The 16,878-nt window shown below is 73.3% G+C and carries 14 protein-coding genes and 1 riboswitch; of the genes, 5 read left to right on the top strand and 9 right to left on the bottom strand.

The window, feature by feature from the left end:
- The 4 genes from FHU40_RS24105 (at nt 1) to FHU40_RS24090 (ending at nt 6,445) form a co-directional block, all read left to right on the top strand.
- Nucleotides 1-2,634 carry an AAA family ATPase gene (locus FHU40_RS24105; protein ID WP_221200264.1) on the top strand — a complete coding sequence of 878 codons (2,634 nt, stop codon included), beginning with the start codon at nt 1-3 and terminating at the stop codon, nt 2,632-2,634.
- Nucleotides 2,635-2,652: 18 nt separating this feature from the next.
- Nucleotides 2,653-3,414, top strand: a complete 762-nt coding sequence (locus FHU40_RS24100; RefSeq protein WP_183595038.1) for a class I SAM-dependent methyltransferase — start codon at nt 2,653-2,655, stop codon at nt 3,412-3,414.
- Nucleotides 3,415-3,536: 122 nt separating this feature from the next.
- Entirely contained in the window at nt 3,537-5,057 is a 1,521-nt protein-coding gene (locus FHU40_RS24095; RefSeq protein WP_183595037.1) for a TldD/PmbA family protein, read from the top strand.
- Entirely contained in the window at nt 5,057-6,445 is a 1,389-nt protein-coding gene (locus FHU40_RS24090; protein ID WP_183595036.1) for a TldD/PmbA family protein, read from the top strand. The genes FHU40_RS24095 and FHU40_RS24090 overlap by 1 nt, the downstream gene beginning before the upstream one ends.
- On the opposite strand, the gene FHU40_RS24085 is transcribed toward FHU40_RS24090, so the two are convergent.
- The gene (locus tag FHU40_RS24085) at nt 6,370-7,257 is read right to left on the bottom strand and encodes a CHAD domain-containing protein (protein WP_183595035.1); all 888 of its coding nucleotides are present in this window, start codon (nt 7,255-7,257) and stop codon (nt 6,370-6,372) included. The genes FHU40_RS24090 and FHU40_RS24085 overlap by 76 nt on opposite strands.
- A 200-nt stretch (nt 7,258-7,457) precedes the next feature.
- Here FHU40_RS24085 and FHU40_RS24080 point away from each other — a divergent pair, with 200 nt between their 5' ends.
- Nucleotides 7,458-8,201 (top strand): hypothetical protein, encoded by a 744-nt coding sequence (locus tag FHU40_RS24080; protein ID WP_183595034.1) that lies wholly within the window; start codon nt 7,458-7,460, stop codon nt 8,199-8,201.
- A gap of 8 nt (nt 8,202-8,209) precedes the next feature.
- Here FHU40_RS24080 and FHU40_RS24075 read toward each other — a convergent pair whose 3' ends face one another.
- The 8 genes from FHU40_RS24075 to FHU40_RS24040 all read right to left on the bottom strand — a co-directional run bounded on the left by FHU40_RS24075 (nt 8,210) and on the right by FHU40_RS24040 (nt 16,877).
- The gene (locus FHU40_RS24075; RefSeq protein ID WP_183595033.1) at nt 8,210-9,550 is read right to left on the bottom strand and encodes a serine hydrolase domain-containing protein; all 1,341 of its coding nucleotides are present in this window, start codon (nt 9,548-9,550) and stop codon (nt 8,210-8,212) included.
- A 31-nt stretch (nt 9,551-9,581) separates the two neighbouring features.
- Complete coding sequence (gene gcvP, locus FHU40_RS24070) at nt 9,582-12,467, bottom strand: aminomethyl-transferring glycine dehydrogenase (protein WP_183595032.1); 2,886 nt, start codon at nt 12,465-12,467, stop codon at nt 9,582-9,584.
- Between the two features lie 93 nt (nt 12,468-12,560).
- A riboswitch (glycine riboswitch) is annotated at nt 12,561-12,662 on the bottom strand.
- 89 nt (nt 12,663-12,751) lie between these two features.
- Nucleotides 12,752-13,345: a MerR family transcriptional regulator gene (locus FHU40_RS24065; protein WP_183595031.1), complete on the bottom strand. Its 594-nt coding sequence runs from the start codon at nt 13,343-13,345 to the stop codon at nt 12,752-12,754.
- 307 nt (nt 13,346-13,652) lie between these two features.
- Nucleotides 13,653-14,120: a bifunctional nuclease family protein gene (locus tag FHU40_RS24060; protein ID WP_183595030.1), complete on the bottom strand. Its 468-nt coding sequence runs from the start codon at nt 14,118-14,120 to the stop codon at nt 13,653-13,655.
- A 98-nt stretch (nt 14,121-14,218) separates the two neighbouring features.
- The gene (gene ftsR / locus FHU40_RS24055) at nt 14,219-14,968 is read right to left on the bottom strand and encodes a transcriptional regulator FtsR (protein ID WP_183595029.1); all 750 of its coding nucleotides are present in this window, start codon (nt 14,966-14,968) and stop codon (nt 14,219-14,221) included.
- A gap of 7 nt (nt 14,969-14,975) precedes the next feature.
- Nucleotides 14,976-15,497 carry a zinc-ribbon and FHA domain-containing protein gene (locus FHU40_RS24050; protein WP_183595028.1) on the bottom strand — a complete coding sequence of 174 codons (522 nt, stop codon included), beginning with the start codon at nt 15,495-15,497 and terminating at the stop codon, nt 14,976-14,978.
- Nucleotides 15,498-15,636: 139 nt separating this feature from the next.
- Nucleotides 15,637-16,023, bottom strand: a complete 387-nt coding sequence (gcvH, locus tag FHU40_RS24045; protein WP_183595027.1) for a glycine cleavage system protein GcvH — start codon at nt 16,021-16,023, stop codon at nt 15,637-15,639.
- A gap of 77 nt (nt 16,024-16,100) precedes the next feature.
- Nucleotides 16,101-16,877, bottom strand: a complete 777-nt coding sequence (locus FHU40_RS24040) for a DUF881 domain-containing protein (RefSeq protein ID WP_183595026.1) — start codon at nt 16,875-16,877, stop codon at nt 16,101-16,103.
- Between the last annotated feature and the right edge of the window lies 1 nt (nt 16,878).

The following is a 16,878-nucleotide window of genomic DNA, read 5'->3' as shown; positions in this document are numbered from 1 at the left end:
ATGCACCGGCTGCGCGCGACGGCGTTCGGACCGTTCGCCGGCACCATCGACGTCGACTTCGACCAGCTGTCGACCGCCGGTCTCTTCCTGCTCTCCGGCCCGACCGGCGCCGGCAAGACCAGCGTGCTCGACGCGGTCTGCTTCGCGCTCTACGGCGATGTGCCCGGCGACCGCAACGCCGCGAAGCGGCTGCGCTCCGACCTCGCGGCGCCCGGCACCCGCCCGGAGGTCGAGCTCGAGGCGACACTGTCGGGCCGGCGCTTCCGGATCACCCGGTCCCCGTCCTGGGAGCGTCCCAAGAAGCGTGGTGACGGCATGACCACCGAGCAGGCGTCGGTCACGATCGCGGAGCGGGTGCACGGGACGTGGGTCACCCAGTCCACCCGGCTCGACGAGACCGGCCACCTGGTCTCGCGGCTGCTGGGCATGAACGTCGCGCAGTTCACCCAGGTCGCCATGCTCCCCCAGGGCCGGTTCCAGGCGTTCCTGCGCGCGAGGTCGGAGGAGCGCCACCGGCTGCTCCAGCAGCTGTTCCGCACCGGCCGCTTCGAGGACGTCGAGAAGTGGCTGCGCGACCGCCGCCTCGACCTGCGGCGGCGCACCGACGCGGCGGGTCGCACCGTCGACGACCTGGTGAGCCGGGTCAGCGAGACCACCGGCAGTGAGGTGTCCGCCGACGTCTCGCCCGAGGCCTGGGCCCGCGACCTGCACGCCGACGCGGCGGCAGCCGCGGCCGAGGCGACCGAGACCGCGACCATGGCCACCGAGGCCGAGGCGGCCGCCCGCGCCGCTCTCGACCGGGCGCGCGACCTGCACCGACGGCGGGCCCGCATCGACGCGGCCGCCGCCGACCGGGCACGGCTCGAGGCGAGCGCCGAGGAGCACGCGGCCGCGCTGCGCCGGCTGGAGGCCGCCCGCCGGGCCGCGGGCGTCGTCCCCCTCCACCGGGTGGCGGTCACCGCCGGCCGGGCCCACAGCGCCGCCCGCAGCTCCGTGACCACCGACGACCGACCCGAGCTCGAGCGGGCGCTCGCCGCGGCGGTCGACGGGGCCGCGCGCATCCGAGCGCTCGAGCCCCGGGTCCGGCGGCTCCGGGCGGTCACCACCGAGACCGCCCGGCTGGAGCGACGCGCCACCGAGCTGGCCACGGCCGGCGAGCGGGCCCGCACCGAGGCGCACGCGTTGGTGGCGAGCCTGACCGCGCGGCTCGGCGAGGCCGAGGCGGCGCACGCCGCCGCCCGGCAGGAGACCCTCGACCGTCGGGAGCGGGCCATCGGGCTCCGGGAGCAGCGGGTCAACGGGATGGCCGCCGAGATCGCCGCCGGCCTCGTCGTCGGTGGCTCCTGCCCGGTCTGCGGCTCCTGCGACCACCCGCACAAGGCGGCCGCTCCCCACGACGCTCCCGACGAGGCGGCCGAGAAGGCAGCCCAGAAGGCGGCCGACGACGCGGCGGCCACCGAGTTCGTCCGCGCGGGCCAGGTCCGCGACCTGCAGACCTCGCTCGCGGCGGCGACCGAACGGGTCGACACCGTCCCGCCCGAGATCGCGACCGAGGCCGGCGCGGTCGCCGCCGCTCTCGACGCCCTGCACGCCGAGGCCGACGCGCTCCGTGGGGAGCTCGTCGACTACGACGAACACCAGCTCGTCGCCTGCCAGCAGGCCGAGCACGACGCCCGTGCCGGTCTCGCCGCGCTCGACCGGTTGGCGGCCGCCGAGAGGTCCCTCGCCGAGGCTGAGCAGGCGCTGGCGTCCGCCGTCGTCGACGCCGGGTTCGCCGGATCCGAGGAGGCGCTGGCGGCGGCACTCGACCAGCGGGCCTACGACGACCTGGCCCGGCACACCGCCGACCACGACCGGCGCCTGGCCGCGGTCGCGGCCGTGCTGGCCGAGCCGGGTGCCGACGAGGTCGCCGCGGCGGACCCGCCCGACCTGCCGGTGCTCACGCAGACCCACGAGGAGGCGCTGCGCGGACTGCGCGACGCTCATGCGCGGCAGGCCGCCACGCACGCTCGCGCCGAGCGCTTGGAGCGACTCACCGCCGACCTCGCCCGGGCCGTCGCGGTCTGGCGACCCGTGAGCGAGGAGCTCGACGTACTCACCCGGCTCTCGGCCTTCGTCGAGGGCAAGGCGGCCGACAACCGGCTCCAGATGCGGCTGTCGGCCTACGTCCTCGCCTACCGGCTCTCCCAGGTCGTCGCGGCCGCCAACGAGCGGCTCGACCGGATGAGCGACCGGCGCTACACCCTCGAGCACACCGGTCGTCGCGGCGCCGGCGAGACCCGGGGCGGGCTGAGCCTGCTGGTGCGCGACGACTGGTCCGGCGAGGCCCGCGACCCGGCGACGCTGTCGGGCGGCGAGACGTTCGTGGTCTCCCTGGCCCTGGCCCTCGGGCTCGCCGACGTCGTCACCCAGGAGGCCGGCGGCGCCGACCTCGACACGCTCTTCGTCGACGAGGGGTTCGGCGCGCTCGACGCCGACACGCTCGACGACGTGATGGACACCCTCGACTCCCTGCGCGACGGCGGCCGGGTGGTCGGCGTGGTCAGCCACGTCGCCGAGATGCGCGACCGGATCCCCACCCAGCTGCTCGTCAGCAAGTCGCGGGGCGGCTCGACGGTGGCGATCAGCCGCTGATCGGGCGTACCGTCGAGCATGGCCTTCGACGTGGCCGCCGACGCCTACGACCGATTCATGGGTCGCTACTCGGTGCCGCTCGCGAGCGAGCTGCTCGAGGCCCTCGGCGTGGAGCCGAGCGATCGGGTGCTCGACGTCGGCTGCGGCCCCGGCGTACTCACCCGCCGGCTGGTCGAGCTGCTCGGTCCGGCCCAGGTCGCCGCCGTCGACCCGTCGACGCCGTTCGTGGGGGCGGCCCGCGAGCGACTGCCCGGCGTCGACATCCGGCAGTCCCCCGCCGAGGAGCTGCCCTTCGCCGACGACAGCTTCGACGCCGCGCTCGCCCAGCTCGTGGTGCCGTTCATGGCCGACCCGGCCGCCGGGATCGCCCAGATGCGCCGGGTCACGCGACCCGGCGGCGCGGTCGCCGCCACCGCCTGGAACCACGCGGCCGACGGGACGGGCCCGCTCTCGCCGTTCTGGCGTGCGGTGAGCGCGGCCGACCCCGGGGCGTACGACGAGTCGGACCTGCTCGGTCAGCGGGAGGGCGACCTCGTCACGCTGTTCCGGGACGCCGGGCTGGCCGATGTGCGCCAGCTGACGCTGACGATCGAGGTCACCCACGGCACGTTCGAGGAGTGGTGGGAGCCCTACACCTGGGGCGTCGGTCCCGCCGGCGACCACGTCGCCGGACTCGACGACGCCGGCCGGCAGCGGCTCCACGACCGCGCTCGGGAGCTGCTCGGCGACGGGCCGATCACGATCGTCGGCAACGCCTGGTGCGCGGTCGGTCGGGCCTGACCCGGCCCCGACCTGCGGCATCGGCCCGCGGCGGGTGGTGTCGGCCACCATCCGAGAGACCCGGCCACCCCACCCAGACCGACGCGCGAAATCCGCTGGACAGCATCGGATAGGTTCGCCGCATGGGTGCCCGCGAGCTGGATCCGACGTTCACCGCACTCCCCTACCGCGGCCTCGGCGACGCGGCCCTCGCCCGGGCGGCCGAGCTCGGGGCGAGCCACGCCGACTTCCGCTTCGAGCGGGTGCGCTACCAGGAGCTCGCGGTCCGCGACGGCGCGCTCCAGGGGGCGAGCGACACCGAGGACCTCGGCTTCGCGGTGCGCGTGGTCCACGGCGGCGCGTGGGGCTTCGCGTCGGGGGTCGTGCTCACCACCGACGAGGCGGTGCGGGTCGCCGAGACCGCCGTCGCGGTCGCGCGGGTGGCCGCCGAGATGACCGGCAGCCCGGTCGAGCTGGCTCCCGAGCCGGTGCACGCCGACGCCACCTGGGTGTCGGCCTACGAGGTCGACCCGTTCGACGTACCGGTCGCCGAGAAGGCCGCACTGCTGGTCGACTGGACCAACCGGCTGCGCACCGGCGCGGCCGTCGACCATGCCTCCGCGCACCTCCTTCAGGTGCACGAGAACAAGTACTACGCCGATCTCACCGGCACCCGCACCACCCAGCAGCGCATCCGCCTGCACCCCGGCTTCGAGGCGATGGGCGCCGGAGCCGACACCTTCGACTCGATGGCGAGCATCGCCCCGCCGGTCGGTCGCGGCTGGGAGTACCTCACCGGTGGTGGGGGCGGCTGGGACTGGGACGCCGAGATCGAGGAGGTGCCCGAACTGCTCGCCGAGAAGCTCAAGGCGCCGAGCGTCGAGGCCGGCAGCTACGACCTGGTCATCCACCCCTCCAACCTGTGGCTGACCATCCACGAGTCGATCGGCCACGCCACCGAGCTCGACCGGGCGCTGGGCTACGAGGCGAACTACGCCGGTACGTCGTTCGCCACACCCGATCAGCTCGGCACCCTGCAGTACGGCAGCGGCGTGATGAACGTGACCGGCGACCGCACGCATCTGCACGGGCTCGCCACCATCGGGTACGACGACGAGGGCGTGGCCACCCAGAGCTGGGACATCGTCAAGGACGGCACCTTCGTCGGCTACCAGCTCGACCGGTCGATGGCCGCCATGCACCCCGAGCTCAACGACAATCGCTCCAACGGCTGCGCCTATGCCGACTCCCCCGGCCACATCCCCATCCAGCGGATGGCCAACGTGTCGCTCCAGGCGGCGCCGGACGGCCCGAGCACCGAGGAGCTGATCGGCCGGGTCGAGCGCGGCCTCTACGTCGTCGGCGACAAGTCGTGGTCGATCGACATGCAGCGCTTCAACTTCCAGTTCACCGGACAGCGCTTCTACCGGATCGCCGACGGCGAGCTGGTGGGCCAGGTCCGCGACGCGGCGTACCAGGCCACCACGACCGACTTCTGGAACTCGCTCGAGGCCGTGGGCGGCCCGGACACCTGGGTGCTCGGCGGCGCGTTCAACTGCGGGAAGGCCCAGCCCGGACAGGTAGCGGCCGTCAGCCATGGCTGCCCGACGTCGCTCTTCCGCGGAGTCCGGATCCTCAACACCCTCACCGAGGCGGGCAACTGATGACCCTCTCTCCCCAGACCTTCGTCGAGCACGCGCTGGCCACCTCGGCGGCCGACAACTGCATCGCGATCGTGCGCGACCGGACCAGCGCCAACCTGCGCTGGGCGAACAACACGCTCACCACGAACGGCGTGATGCACGGCGTCGACGTCACGGTGATCTCGTTCGTGCGCACCGCCGACGGCGTGGCGACCGGATCCGTCACCGGCACGGCCACCGACCTGGCCGGGGTCGCGGCCCTCGTCGAGGCCGCCGACGGCGCGGCCCGCTCGTCCACCCCGGCCGAGGACGCGGCGGAGCTGGTCGCCGACGCCACCTCGACCGACTGGGACGACGCGCCGGTGCCGACCGACATCCACGTCTACGACGCGCTCGCACCCGCCCTCGGCGAGGCGTTCGGCCGCGCGGGCGCCGAGGGCCGCGTCCTCTACGGGTTCGTCAACCACGAGCTGACCACGACGTACCTCGGCTCGACGACCGGCCTGCGGCTCCGTCACGCGCAGCCGACCGGCCACTACGGTTGCACCGGCAAGCCGAGCGACCTCTCCACCAGCGCCTGGGTCGGCGGCGCGACCCGCGACTTCAGCGACGTCGACCCGCTGGCCTTCGACGCCGAGCTCGCCCGCCGGCTGCGCTGGGCGGAGCGCAAGGTCGACCTCCCGGCTGGTCGCTACGACACCATCCTGCCGCCGAGCGCGGTGGCCGACCTGATGATCGACGCCTACTGGTACGCCGGGGCCCGGGTCGCCCACGAGGGACAGTCGGTCTACAGCGCCAAGGGCGGCGGCACCCGGGTGGGCGAGCAGCTCGCCGCCACCGGCGTCCACCTCTTCTCGGACCCCGCCTACGCACCGATCCAGTGCGCGCCGTTCAACGTCGCCTCGCAGTCGAGCAACGAGACGTCGGTCTTCGACAACGGGCTGCCGCTCGCGCGCACCGACTGGATCCGCGACGGGGTGCTCACGTCACTGGTCCAGACCCGCCACTCGGCCGCGATGACCGGCCTGCCGGTGACGCCGGGCATCGACAACCTCGTGCTCACCGTCGACGGCGCGTCGGGCACCGAGGAGGACCTGGTCGCCGGCACCGAGCGCGGGCTGCTGCTCACCTGCCTGTGGTACATCCGGGAGGTCGACCCGCAGTCGCTGCTGCTGACCGGCCTGACCCGCGACGGCGTCTACCTGATCGAGGGAGGCGAGATCACCGGCGTGGTCAACAACTTCCGGTTCAACGACAGTCCGGTCGACCTGCTGCGCCGCTTCACCCACGCCTCGCAGACCGTGCCGTCCTTCAGCCGCGAGTGGGGCGACGACTACTTCTCCCGGACGGCGACGCCGGCCCTGCGGGTGCCGGACTTCAACATGTCGAGCGTGTCCCAGGCGCAGTAGCGGGCGCGCAGCTGCTCCGCCCTCGCCCGTTCCCGGCCGTGCAGCAGTCCGTAGGTGAAGGTCGGTTCGCCGGCGCGCGCCGCCGCGCGGGCCAGGGCGGGGAGCTCCCGCCGGCTCATGGCCGTGTCCTGGAGCTCGCCGAGGGTCGCGGTGAGCCGCTTGGCGTCGCGGGCCAGGCGGCGCGCGGGGCCGCCGGCGACGGGCTCGACCGTCTCGGCGGCGTACCGCAGACGCTTCACCGCCTTGCGCGCGTCGTGCCACGCCTCGTCGGTCCCGGCCCCGGCGGCCAGCCGGGCCCGGCGCCGCACCCGCTTGCCGTCCTTGCGCAGCAGGCGCGGCGCGACCTCGCCGACGGGCCGGTCCGCGAGCTCGGTCCAGGGCGGATCGGCGGCCAGCGCCCCCAGCCGGGCCCGGAGGTCGGCGTACCGTGGCGAGCCGAGCGCGGCGCGAAGCTCCGGCTTGCCGCGTCCCTCGAAGGTCGTCCGGAGCCGGTGCCGCACCGGGCCGTGCACGAGTGCCGGCGACTCCTGGTCCACGGCGCCACGGAGCCGGTCGTGGACGACGGCGGCGTCCCGGGCGGCGCCGAGCACCCCCGCCAGCCAGGCCAGCTCGGCACGGATCGGATCGGTCTGCGCGCGGTCGAACACCGGGCGGAAGGTCGCCAGCAGGGCCCGCAGCCGACGGCACACCACGCGCATCCGGTGGATCGCGACGTCGTCGCCGGCGCGGGCGGCGTCCTCCCACCGGCCGAACGCCGCGACCTGCTGCGTCAGGCGGTCCCCGACGAGATGTGCGACCGGCTGACTGCCCATGGCTCATGTGTAGCGGACCGAGGTGAACACCGGCTCGACTACCGGGTCGAGAGCCGATGCGACCGAGCCGGCCTGGTGACCAGGGCGTCCATCTCGGTTCGGCCAACTCAGGTACAGCGAGGGCGTTGGTGGCCTAGGGTCGCCGGGACCAGCATCAGCCCGGGATCGGAGACCCCTTGCGCACCAGCGTCCTCGTCCGTATGTCCGCCCTCGTGGCGGGCGCCGCACTCGGCGCCTCTCTGCTCGTCGTCGCGCCGGTGCACGCCGACGAGCCGGCACCGCCGGTCGTGGTCCCGGACACCCTGACGATGTGGCCCGGCCAGGGCACGGTCATCGACGTCCTCGCGAACGACACGTCCCCGAGCGGCGACGATCTCGCGCTCTGCCGGTTCCCCGAGCCGGACATCTTCACGGAGAAGCTTCCCAGCGTCATGGTGATGCAGAGCCCCGGGATCCTTCCCGACTCCACCGGCGGCCCGGGAGAGCTCCTCGTCGGTCTCGCTCCGCGGGCCCGCGGGACCCACGTCATCGACTACTACGTCTGCGACCACACCCACCTCGTTCCGGCCACCCTCACGGTCGTAGTCCGCGAGGTGCAGCCGGTCGACGTGACCAAGGTGCGCGGCAAGCGGGGCCGGCTGAAGGTCACCAACCACAACGACCGCCCGGTCCGCGTCTGGTACGGCCACCCGCGGGCGATCCGCCCCGACGGCAAGCTGCGCGTCCCCGCCGGTGCCACCCGCACGATCCGCGTGCAGCGCCACAAGATCATGTGGGCAGCGATGATCGGCGGCAGCTCCGGGAAGGCGTCGCTGCTGTCCTCGCCGGGGATCGCCGACCACGGCGTCGTGAAGCACATCAAGCTCAAGGGCGAGCCGCTGCCGAAGCCGAAGAAGTCCGAGCTCGACGACCTCGTGGACCTGCTCGGCCGCTGGGGCGCCTGACCGTCGGCTCAGGCCGATCCCGGGTGGCCGCCCGGGATCGGCGCCTCCGGGTCGTAGGGCTCCCGGGTGTAGACGAACGTCGCGATGTCGAGGTGGCCGACGCGGCCATCGGCACGGCGGACGACGCGCAGCTCCTCGCCCGCGTGGTAGCCGGAGCGCCCCACGACGCGGCCGTCGACGACCGCGAACCGGTAGAGCTCCGCCCCGCCGCGGCGACCGACGAGCTCGACGCCCTCCATCGCGAACACGATCGGCGTGTTGCCCCAGTGCCACACGCCGGGCACGCCCGCGAGCTCGGTGGGCAGCGTGGGTGACGGCGTCCACGCCGGCGCGACCGTCGGCTCGCAGCGCTCGAGCTCGTCGAGCAGCTCGGTGACGATGGCCGCCGGCGAGTAGCCCGCGGTGCCGTTGGCCAGCACCATCCCGCCCACCCGCCGGTCCCGGTCGACAAGGCAGGCCGCCAGGAAGCCCGGCATCGACCCGGTGTGACCGGCCAGCGTGCCGGCACCGCCGGGGAAGAGCTGGAACCCCAGCCCGTGGCCGTAGCCCAGGCCGTCCTTCGGGGTGCCCGACTGAGGGCCGAACGCGCGGGCCAGCTCCTCGGCCGACAGCACGTCGGGATGACCCCCGAGCAGGAACGACGTGTAGCGCGCGAGGTCGGTCGCCGTCGCCCACACCTGCCCGGCCGGCGCCATCGCACCGGTGTCGGTGGCCGGCTCGGCGACGAGCGTCGACTCGTAGGGGTGCACCGACCACCCCTGGGCGGCCGCACCCTCGGGCAGGTACGACGTCCGCCGCATGCCCAGCGGCATCAGGATCCGCCGGTGCACGGCCTCCCACCAGGTGCTGCCGAGCAGCCGGGCGGCCAGCTCGCCGAGCAGCGCGTAGCCGAGGTTGGAGTAGTGGAACTCCTGGAGTGCGGGGAACACCGCACCCGATCCGTCGTTGGCGGCGGTCAGCTCCGCCCAGGACCCGCCGGCCGTGCGCTCCCACCACGGGCCGGCCGGCTCGGACTGCATGCCGGAGCTGTGCGCGAGCAGCGTGCGCACCGAGCGGTCGGCGTACCCGACCTCGCCGAGCACCACCGACGCCGGGTCGTCGAGCCCGATCCGGCCGTCACGGACGAGCTGGAGCACCAGCACCGCGGTCATCGTCTTGGTGATCGACCCGATGCGGTACTGCACGTCGTACGGGTCGTGGCCGGACACCGGCGGGGTGCCGTACGCGTCGAACCACACCGGCTCGCCATCGCGCACCAGCCCGGCCACCACCGACGGCAGCCGGCCGGCCGACTGGGCATGGGCGAGCCGGGCCCGGAGCCGGTGTGCGGTCAGGTCGGAGACGCTCATTCGGGGTCCCCTCGGAAGCGTGGGGTGGTGCTCACTCCGCGAACGCTTCCGGCGGCGGGCACGCGCAGACCAGGTTGCGGTCGCCGTAGGCCTGGTCGATGCGAGCGACCGGGGGCCAGTACTTGTCGCCCGCTCCGTTGGGTCCGGTGACGCCGGTCGGGAAGACCGCCTCCTCGCGGGTGTAGGCGCGGTCCCAGTCGCCGACCAGCGCGCGCGAGGTGTGCGGGGCGCCGCGCAGCGGCGAGGTCTCCGGTGTCCACTCCCCCGAGGCCACCCGGTCGATCTCGCCGCGGATGGCGATCATCGCGTCGATGAAGCGGTCGATCTCGGCGAGGTCCTCCGACTCGGTCGGCTCGACCATCAGGGTGCCCGCGACCGGGAACGACATCGTCGGGGCGTGGAAGCCGTAGTCGATCAGCCGCTTCGCGACGTCGTCGACGCTGACGCCGGTGTCCTTGGTGAGGCCGCGCAGGTCGAGGATGCACTCGTGCGCGACCAGGCCGCCGTGGCCGCGGTAGAGCACCGGGTAGTGCTCGCCGAGGCGGGCGGCGACGTAGTTGGCCGACAGCACCGCGACCGCGGTGGCCCGGGTCAGGCCGGCGGCACCCATCAGGCGGACGTAGGCCCACGAGATCGGCAGGATGCCCGCCGAGCCGTACGGCGCGGCGCTGATCGGGCCGATGCCCTCGCGCTTGGCCTGCTCGGGGTGCATGGCGTGGGAGGGCAGGTACGGCGCGAGATGAGCGCGCACCGCGACCGGGCCGACCCCCGGGCCACCACCGCCGTGCGGGATGCAGAAGGTCTTGTGCAGGTTGAGGTGGGAGACGTCGCCGCCGAACTCGCCCGGCTTGGCATAGCCGAGCAGCGCGTTGAGGTTGGCACCGTCGACGTACACCTGGCCGCCGTGGTCGTGGACGACCCGGCAGAGCTCGGTGATGGTGTCCTCGTAGGCGCCGTGCGTCGACGGGTAGGTCACCATGATCGCGGCGAGGTCGTCGGCGTGCTTCTCGCACTGCGCCCGGAGGTCGGCAAGGTCGACCTCTCCCCCGTCCCCGGACTTGACCACGACGACCTTCATGCCGGCCATGACCGCGGAGGCGGCGTTGGTGCCGTGGGCCGAGCTCGGGATCAGGCAGACGTCGCGGTGCGCCTCGCCGTTCGCGCGGTGGTAGCCACGGATCGCGAGCAACCCGGCCAGCTCGCCCTGCGAGCCGGCGTTCGGCTGGATCGAGACCCGGTCGTAACCGGTCACCTCGGCCAGCAGGCCCTCGAGCTCGTCGACCAGCTGCCGGTAGCCGGTGGCGTCCTCGGCCGGCGCGAACGGGTGCAGGTCGGCGAAGCCCGGCAGCGAGATCGGCTCCATCTCGGTGGTCGCGTTGAGCTTCATCGTGCACGAGCCCAGCGGGATCATGCCGCGGTCGAGCGCGTAGTCGCGGGCCGAGAGCCGGCGCAGGTAGCGCAACATCGCGGTCTCGCTGTGGTGGGTGGAGAACACCTCGTGGGTGAGGTACGGCGTGCCGCGCCGCAGCTGCTCCGGGAGCGCGTCGGGCGTCATCGCGTCGACGGCGTCGAGGTCGGTGCCCGCGACCCCGAAGGCCTTGAGCACGCTGGCGATCGTCGATCGGGTGGTGAGCTCGGAGGTGCTGATGCCGACGTGGTCGGCGTCCACGAGGCGCAGCTGGAGGCCCAGGCCCCGGGCGGCGGTCACGACGTCGTGCGCCCGCCCGGGGACGGCCACGGTCAGGGTGTCGAAGAACTGCCGGTGCCGGGCCGGGAAGCCCGCTTCGGCGAGGGCGGCGGCGAGCACCGCGGCGTACCGGTGGGTGCGGGTCGCGATCGCGCGGAGCCCCTCGGGGCCGTGGTAGACGGCGTACATCGACGCCACCACGGCGAGCAGCACCTGCGCGGTGCAGATGTTGGAGGTCGCCTTGTCGCGGCGGATGTGCTGCTCGCGGGTCTGCAGCGCGAGGCGGTACGCCGGGCGGCCCTCCGCGTCGACGGAGACGCCGACGAGGCGGCCCGGGAGGTGTCGCTCCAGGCCCGCGGCGACGGCCATGTAGCCCGCGTGCGGTCCGCCGTAGAAGAGCGGCACGCCGAAGCGCTGGCTGGAGCCGACCACGACGTCGGCGCCGAGCTCGCCGGGCGACTCGAGCAGGGTGAGCGCGAGCAGGTCGGCGGCGACGACGGCCAGGGCGTTGCGCTCGTGGGCCTGCTCGATCAGCGGGCGCGGATCGAGCACCCGGCCGGACGCGCCCGGGTACTGCACCAGCACGCCGCACAGCTCACCCTCCGGCAGCCCGCCGGTCAGGTCGGCCACGACCACCTCGATGCCCATCGCCTCGGCGCGGGTGCGCACCACGTCGATGGTCTGCGGGAGCGCGTCGGCGTCGACCACGAACGGGCCAGCGGCCGACTTCTTGGCCCGACGTACCAGCGTCATCGCCTCGGCCGCGGCCGTGCCCTCGTCGAGCAGCGACGCGTTGGCGGTGGGCAGCCCGGCGAGGTCGCCGACCATGGTCTGGAAGTTGAGCAGCGCCTCCAGCCGGCCCTGGGAGATCTCGGGCTGGTACGGCGTGTAGGCGGTGTACCAGCTGGGGTCCTCGAGCACGTTGCGGCGCACGACCGGCGGGGTGATCGTCGCGTGGTAGCCGAGCCCGATCATCGCCTCCCCCGGCCGGTTCGCGTGCGCGATCGCGCGCAGCTCGCGCGCGGCCGCCTCCTCGCTGAGCGGCGAGGGCAGGTCGAGCGACGCGGCGACCCGGATCGCGCCGGGCACGGCGGCGTCCATCAGCGCGTCGAGCGAGTCGAAGCCGAGGCGATCGAGCATCGAGGCGATGTCGGCCTCGCGGAGGCCGATGTGGCGCTCGACGAACGGCAGCGCGCCGTCGAGATCGGTCAGGGTGGGACGGTCCGGCACAGGGGGCTCCTCGACGTATCGACTCGATGCGGTCGTTCGGGTGCCTCCCCCTCTGTCACCGGCTCCGAGCAGGCCGGACGGCTCCAGAGTTGCCTGACCCGCGCGGTCCTGGGCGCCTGAGAGGTTCCGGGGAGGGATTGCCCCTTCGGCGCTCCGCCCGGCAGCGCCGGACGAAGACTCTCCCGTGCGGGATTGTCGGCGTGCCCAATCTACCCGTGCCGCGGCGTACAGACGACTCCGGCCCGCCGCCGTGAGGCAACGGGCCGGAGTTGGAAGCGTGAGGATCAGCCGGTCTTGCGTGCCGCGCGACGGGCGGCGAGCTCATCGCCGACGGCCGGGGTCTCCTCGACCTCGGCGGTGCGCTCGGAGGGCAGCTCGGCGAGGGTGCCCTCGATCTCCTGCCAGACGCCGCCGATGGCGATGCCGAAGACGCCCTGCCCGCCCTGGAGCAGGTCGATGATCTCGTCGTTGCTGGTGCACTCGTAGACCGATACCCCGTCGCTCATCAGCGTGACGCGGGTCAGGTCGTCGGTGCCGCGCTCGCGCAGGTGCTGCACGGCGGTGCGGATCTGCTGCAGCGAGATGCCCGCGTCGAGGAGACGCTTGACGACCTTGAGCAACAGGATGTCCTGGAACGAGTAGAGCCGCTGCGACCCGGACCCCTTCGCACCCCGCACGGTCGGCTCGATCAGGCCGGTACGGGCCCAGTAGTCGAGCTGCCGGTAGGTGATGCCGGCCGCGTTGCACGCGGTCGGCCCGCGGTAGCCGGTGTCACTGGGCAGCGGGGAGACATCGTCGGTGAAGAGCAGTCCTTGCTCCTCCGCCGCCTGGGCAGCGACCGACGCCTCGGCGTCGTGCTGCTGCTCGTTCTCGTTCACACGGTCCTCCGTGGGGCTACTCCGTTGAGCGTAACTCGTTCGGGGAAGGTGCCGGTCGGTCCCGGAGGCCGGGGCGTCACAGCGATGGAGTTACAACAGAGACAGTTCAAGGTAGGCCCCCCGCGCGAACGCGTCAAAGACGTGGGCGGCGTGTCGTGACCCTCAACCTGAGGTTGAGGGTTGGGGTTGGCGCTGTGCCGGTTTCGGCGGTCAGCAGCCGAAACCCGCACGCCACGCCGTGTCGCATCGGCATGTCTCGTGGGTTCGGCGGTCAGCAGCCGAAACCCGCAGACCGCAACACCACACCTCAGTGCGCGTCGAAGTCCTCGGGGGTGACATGGTCGAGGAACTCCCGGAACTTCTCGACCTCGTCCTCCTGCTCGGCGGGTACGGCGAGGCCGGCCTCGTCGAGCACGTCCTCCGCGCACACGATGCGGGTGCCGGTGCGCAGCGCGAGCGCGATCGAGTCCGAGGGCCGGGCGCTCACCTCCGCGCCGGAGCCGAAGACCAGGTTGGCGAAGAACACGCCGTCGCGGACCTCGGTGATCTGCACCTCGGTGAGCTCGTTGCCGGTCGCCGCCAGCACGTCCTTCATCAGGTCGTGGGTCAGCGGCCGGGGCGGCACCACGCCCTGCTGTGCGAACGCGATGGCGGTCGCCTCGACCGCCCCGATCCAGATGGGCAGGTAGCGGTCGCCGGCCACCTCGCGGAGCAGCACGATCGGCTGGTTCGAGGGCATCTCGACCCTGACTCCCAAGACATCGACTTCGCGCACGAGACCACCCTACTCCCGCCAACCCGCGGCTCAATCCTCAGCCGATTCCTGCACTTCTCGGGCGTTGCAGCACCCGGCAAGTGCGGGCGGGGGACCAGTCACGCTCCCCGCAGGCCGGCCTTGACGAGGGTGGCGTGCAGGCGTACGGAGAGGGCGGCGATCTCGCTGACGGTCTCCTCGGCGCGGGCCCGCGCGGCGGTGTCGCGGCCGCGCTTGTGCGGGGCGACGACCTGCTCGACGAGCCCGACCTCGCGGTCGGCCGCCGTCTTGAAGGCGCGCAGGTGCCGCGGCTCGAAGCCGAAGTCCGCGAGCTCGCGCGCCGTCTGGGCGATCACCAGTGCGTCCGTGTCGTAGTGGCCGGTGCGCGAGGCCGTCAGCAGGCCGAACTGCTCCAGCTCGCCGAGCAGCTCCTCGGAGATCTCCGCGATCTTCAGCAGCTCGCGCCGCGACAGCCGCAGGTTGTCCCGGCGCCGGAACGACTCGGGGCTCGGCAGCCCGTCGGCGGCCAGGGTCACCTGCGGGACGGTGGGTACGACGGGCTCGATCGGCGGCGGCTCCAGGCCGCGGTCGATGGCGTCGAGGTGCTCGCCGATCACCCGCAGGGGCAGGTAGTGGTCACGCTGCATGCGCAGCACGTAGCGGAGCCGGTCGACGTCGTCGACCGAGAACTTCCGGTAGCCGGCCGGGGTGCGCTCGGGCTTGATCAGCCCTTTGTCCTCGAGGAACCGGATCTTGGGGATCGTGATCCCGGGGAAGTCCGGCCGCAGCTGGTCGAGGACCTGCCCGATGTTCATCCGCGCCCGGGGCGCGGACGAGGCCCCGGCGGCGGAGCCGGCCGGACTGCTCATCGGGTGTTCACGCGCCCGGGTGGCCTGCGAAGAAGACGAGCCGGAACTTGCCGATCTGCACCTCGTCGCCGTCGGTGAGCTGCACCCGGTCGATCCGGTCGCGGTTGACGTAGGTGCCGTTGAGGCTGCCGACGTCACTCACCGTGAACGAGTCGCCCTGCCGGTGGAACTCCGCGTGCCGGCGCGAGACGGTCACGTCGTCGAGGAAGATCTCGCTGTCGGGGTGCCGCCCGGCGCTGATCACGTCCTGGTCGAGCAGGAATCGGCTGCCGGCGCCCGGCCCCCGCTGCACGACCAGCAGGGCGTGGCCCGCCGGGAGCGCGTCGACCGCGGCGGCGTCGACCGGGTTGAGCTGCCGGTCGGAGGTCTCGACCTTGTCGGCCGACCCGATCTGGATGGTCGCCGTGGTCTCCCCCGCGCCCTCCCCCGGATGGGTCGGAGCGGGCGGCGAGACCAGCCGGTTGCCGCACTGGGCGCAGAAGCGCGCGTCGTCAGGGTTCTGCGTGCCACAGACTGTGCAGAACGGCATCGGTCAGTCCTTCGATCTCGCGGCAAACCCTCAAGGGTCGGTTGAGGTTGACGGTTGCCCCGAACCTATCAGTCCGCCGGGGGCGATCAAGCGAACTCCCCGTCGTTCCTGGGGACGGTCGGCGGCCGGGCCGGCGGGGTCAGCCCTCGAGCGTCCCCTGGTACGTCGCGGCGTCCATCAGGTCGGTGAGCTGGCCGCGGTCGGACGGCACCACCTCGAAGAGCCACCCGCCGGCGTACGGGTCGCTGTTGACCAGCTCGGGGGTCGCGTCGAGGGCCTCGTTGCGAGCGACGACCTCACCGGAGACCGGCGCGTAGATGTCGCTGACCGACTTGGTCGACTCGAGCTCGCCGCACGTCGAGCCCGCCTCGACCGCGTCGCCCAGCTCCGGGAGCGAGACGTAGACGATGTCGCCGAGCGCGTCCTGGGCGTAGTGGGTGATGCCGATCCGCACCGCACCCTCGTGCTCGCCGGGCTCGCGGACCCACTCGTGCTCGCTGGTGTACAACAGGTCGTCGGGGTACACGTCGTCTCCTCTGAGTCGTGCGCCTGAGTCGTGCGGCGGGTCGGGTGATCGGGAGGGCGCGGGTGCGCTCGCTGAGGTTACTGCGACGAGTCGGGTTCGGCGTACTCAGGCCGGCGCGGCTCGACGACGGTCTCGATGTCCAGCGAGGCCAGCTCCTCGACCTCGACGGTCGCCCCCTCGTCCTCGAACTGGTCGCGCGGGCCCTTGGGGAAGTCGACCGCGCCGTGGAGGGTGCGCGGGTCGCCGATCACGTCGACGACGTACGGCGAGCTGATCGTCGTGCCGTCGACCTCGATGCCGCCGACGGCGTCGTCGAAGGAGCTCTGCGCCACCAGGCGCACCTCCTCGTTGATCTGGATCGCCTCCGCGCCGGCCGTGCGCAGCTCCTGCACCAGGTCGACCATCGTGTCGACGTCGACGGTGCCCTCGTTCTCGGTGATCGTGATCCGGATGCCCGGGCCGGTCACGGGCACCAGGCCGGCCATGATCGCGAGCGTGTTGGCCTGCTCCTCCGCCTGCGCGAGCGCGGCCTCGCGCTGGCCGGTGTCGGACTGCAGGTCGTCGCGGGTGCGCTCGAGCCGCGCGATCTCGGCCTCCGCGCGCTGGGTCTGGGCGGCCAGGCCGTTGAGCACGTCGATGAGGTCCTGCTCGCGCAGGCTGGCGTAGGTGTCGTCGACGGTGGTGAACCGCACCTGGGTCACCGCGGCGTACCCCAGCAGCGCGAGCAGCACGGCCACGACCACCTGCCCCCGCGACGGGCGCAGCAGCGCGTGGCGCAGCCGGTCGCGCCCGGAGCGCTGCTCCGGCTCGGCGGACTCGCCGTCCGGCTGCGGGGTGGGGTGGTCGTCGGCCATC

The sequence above is a fragment of the Nocardioides soli genome (assembly GCF_014191495.1).
In the GTDB taxonomy this organism is placed as follows: domain Bacteria; phylum Actinomycetota; class Actinomycetes; order Propionibacteriales; family Nocardioidaceae; genus Nocardioides; species Nocardioides soli.
The sequence above is the reverse complement of the archived record's forward strand: the minus strand, read 5'-3'. Positions and strand labels throughout refer to the sequence as shown.

Bases quoted from the DNA above. Each gene is read 5' to 3' on its own strand.
- FHU40_RS24095 (WP_183595037.1), top strand. From the start codon at position 3,537: ATGGGTGCCCGCGAGCTGGATCCGACGTTCACCGCACTCCCCTACCGC.
- FHU40_RS24100 (WP_183595038.1), top strand. From the start codon at position 2,653: ATGGCCTTCGACGTGGCCGCCGACGCCTACGACCGATTCATGGGTCGC.
- FHU40_RS24085 (WP_183595035.1), bottom strand. From the start codon at position 7,257: ATGGGCAGTCAGCCGGTCGCACATCTCGTCGGGGACCGCCTGACGCAG.
- FHU40_RS24050 (WP_183595028.1), bottom strand. From the start codon at position 15,497: ATGCCGTTCTGCACAGTCTGTGGCACGCAGAACCCTGACGACGCGCGC.
- FHU40_RS24105 (WP_221200264.1), top strand. From the start codon at position 1: ATGCACCGGCTGCGCGCGACGGCGTTCGGACCGTTCGCCGGCACCATC.
- FHU40_RS24080 (WP_183595034.1), top strand. From the start codon at position 7,458: ATGTCCGCCCTCGTGGCGGGCGCCGCACTCGGCGCCTCTCTGCTCGTC.
- FHU40_RS24075 (WP_183595033.1), bottom strand. From the start codon at position 9,550: ATGAGCGTCTCCGACCTGACCGCACACCGGCTCCGGGCCCGGCTCGCC.
- FHU40_RS24040 (WP_183595026.1), bottom strand. From the start codon at position 16,877: ATGGCCGACGACCACCCCACCCCGCAGCCGGACGGCGAGTCCGCCGAG.
- ftsR (WP_183595029.1), bottom strand. From the start codon at position 14,968: ATGAGCAGTCCGGCCGGCTCCGCCGCCGGGGCCTCGTCCGCGCCCCGG.
- FHU40_RS24090 (WP_183595036.1), top strand. From the start codon at position 5,057: ATGACCCTCTCTCCCCAGACCTTCGTCGAGCACGCGCTGGCCACCTCG.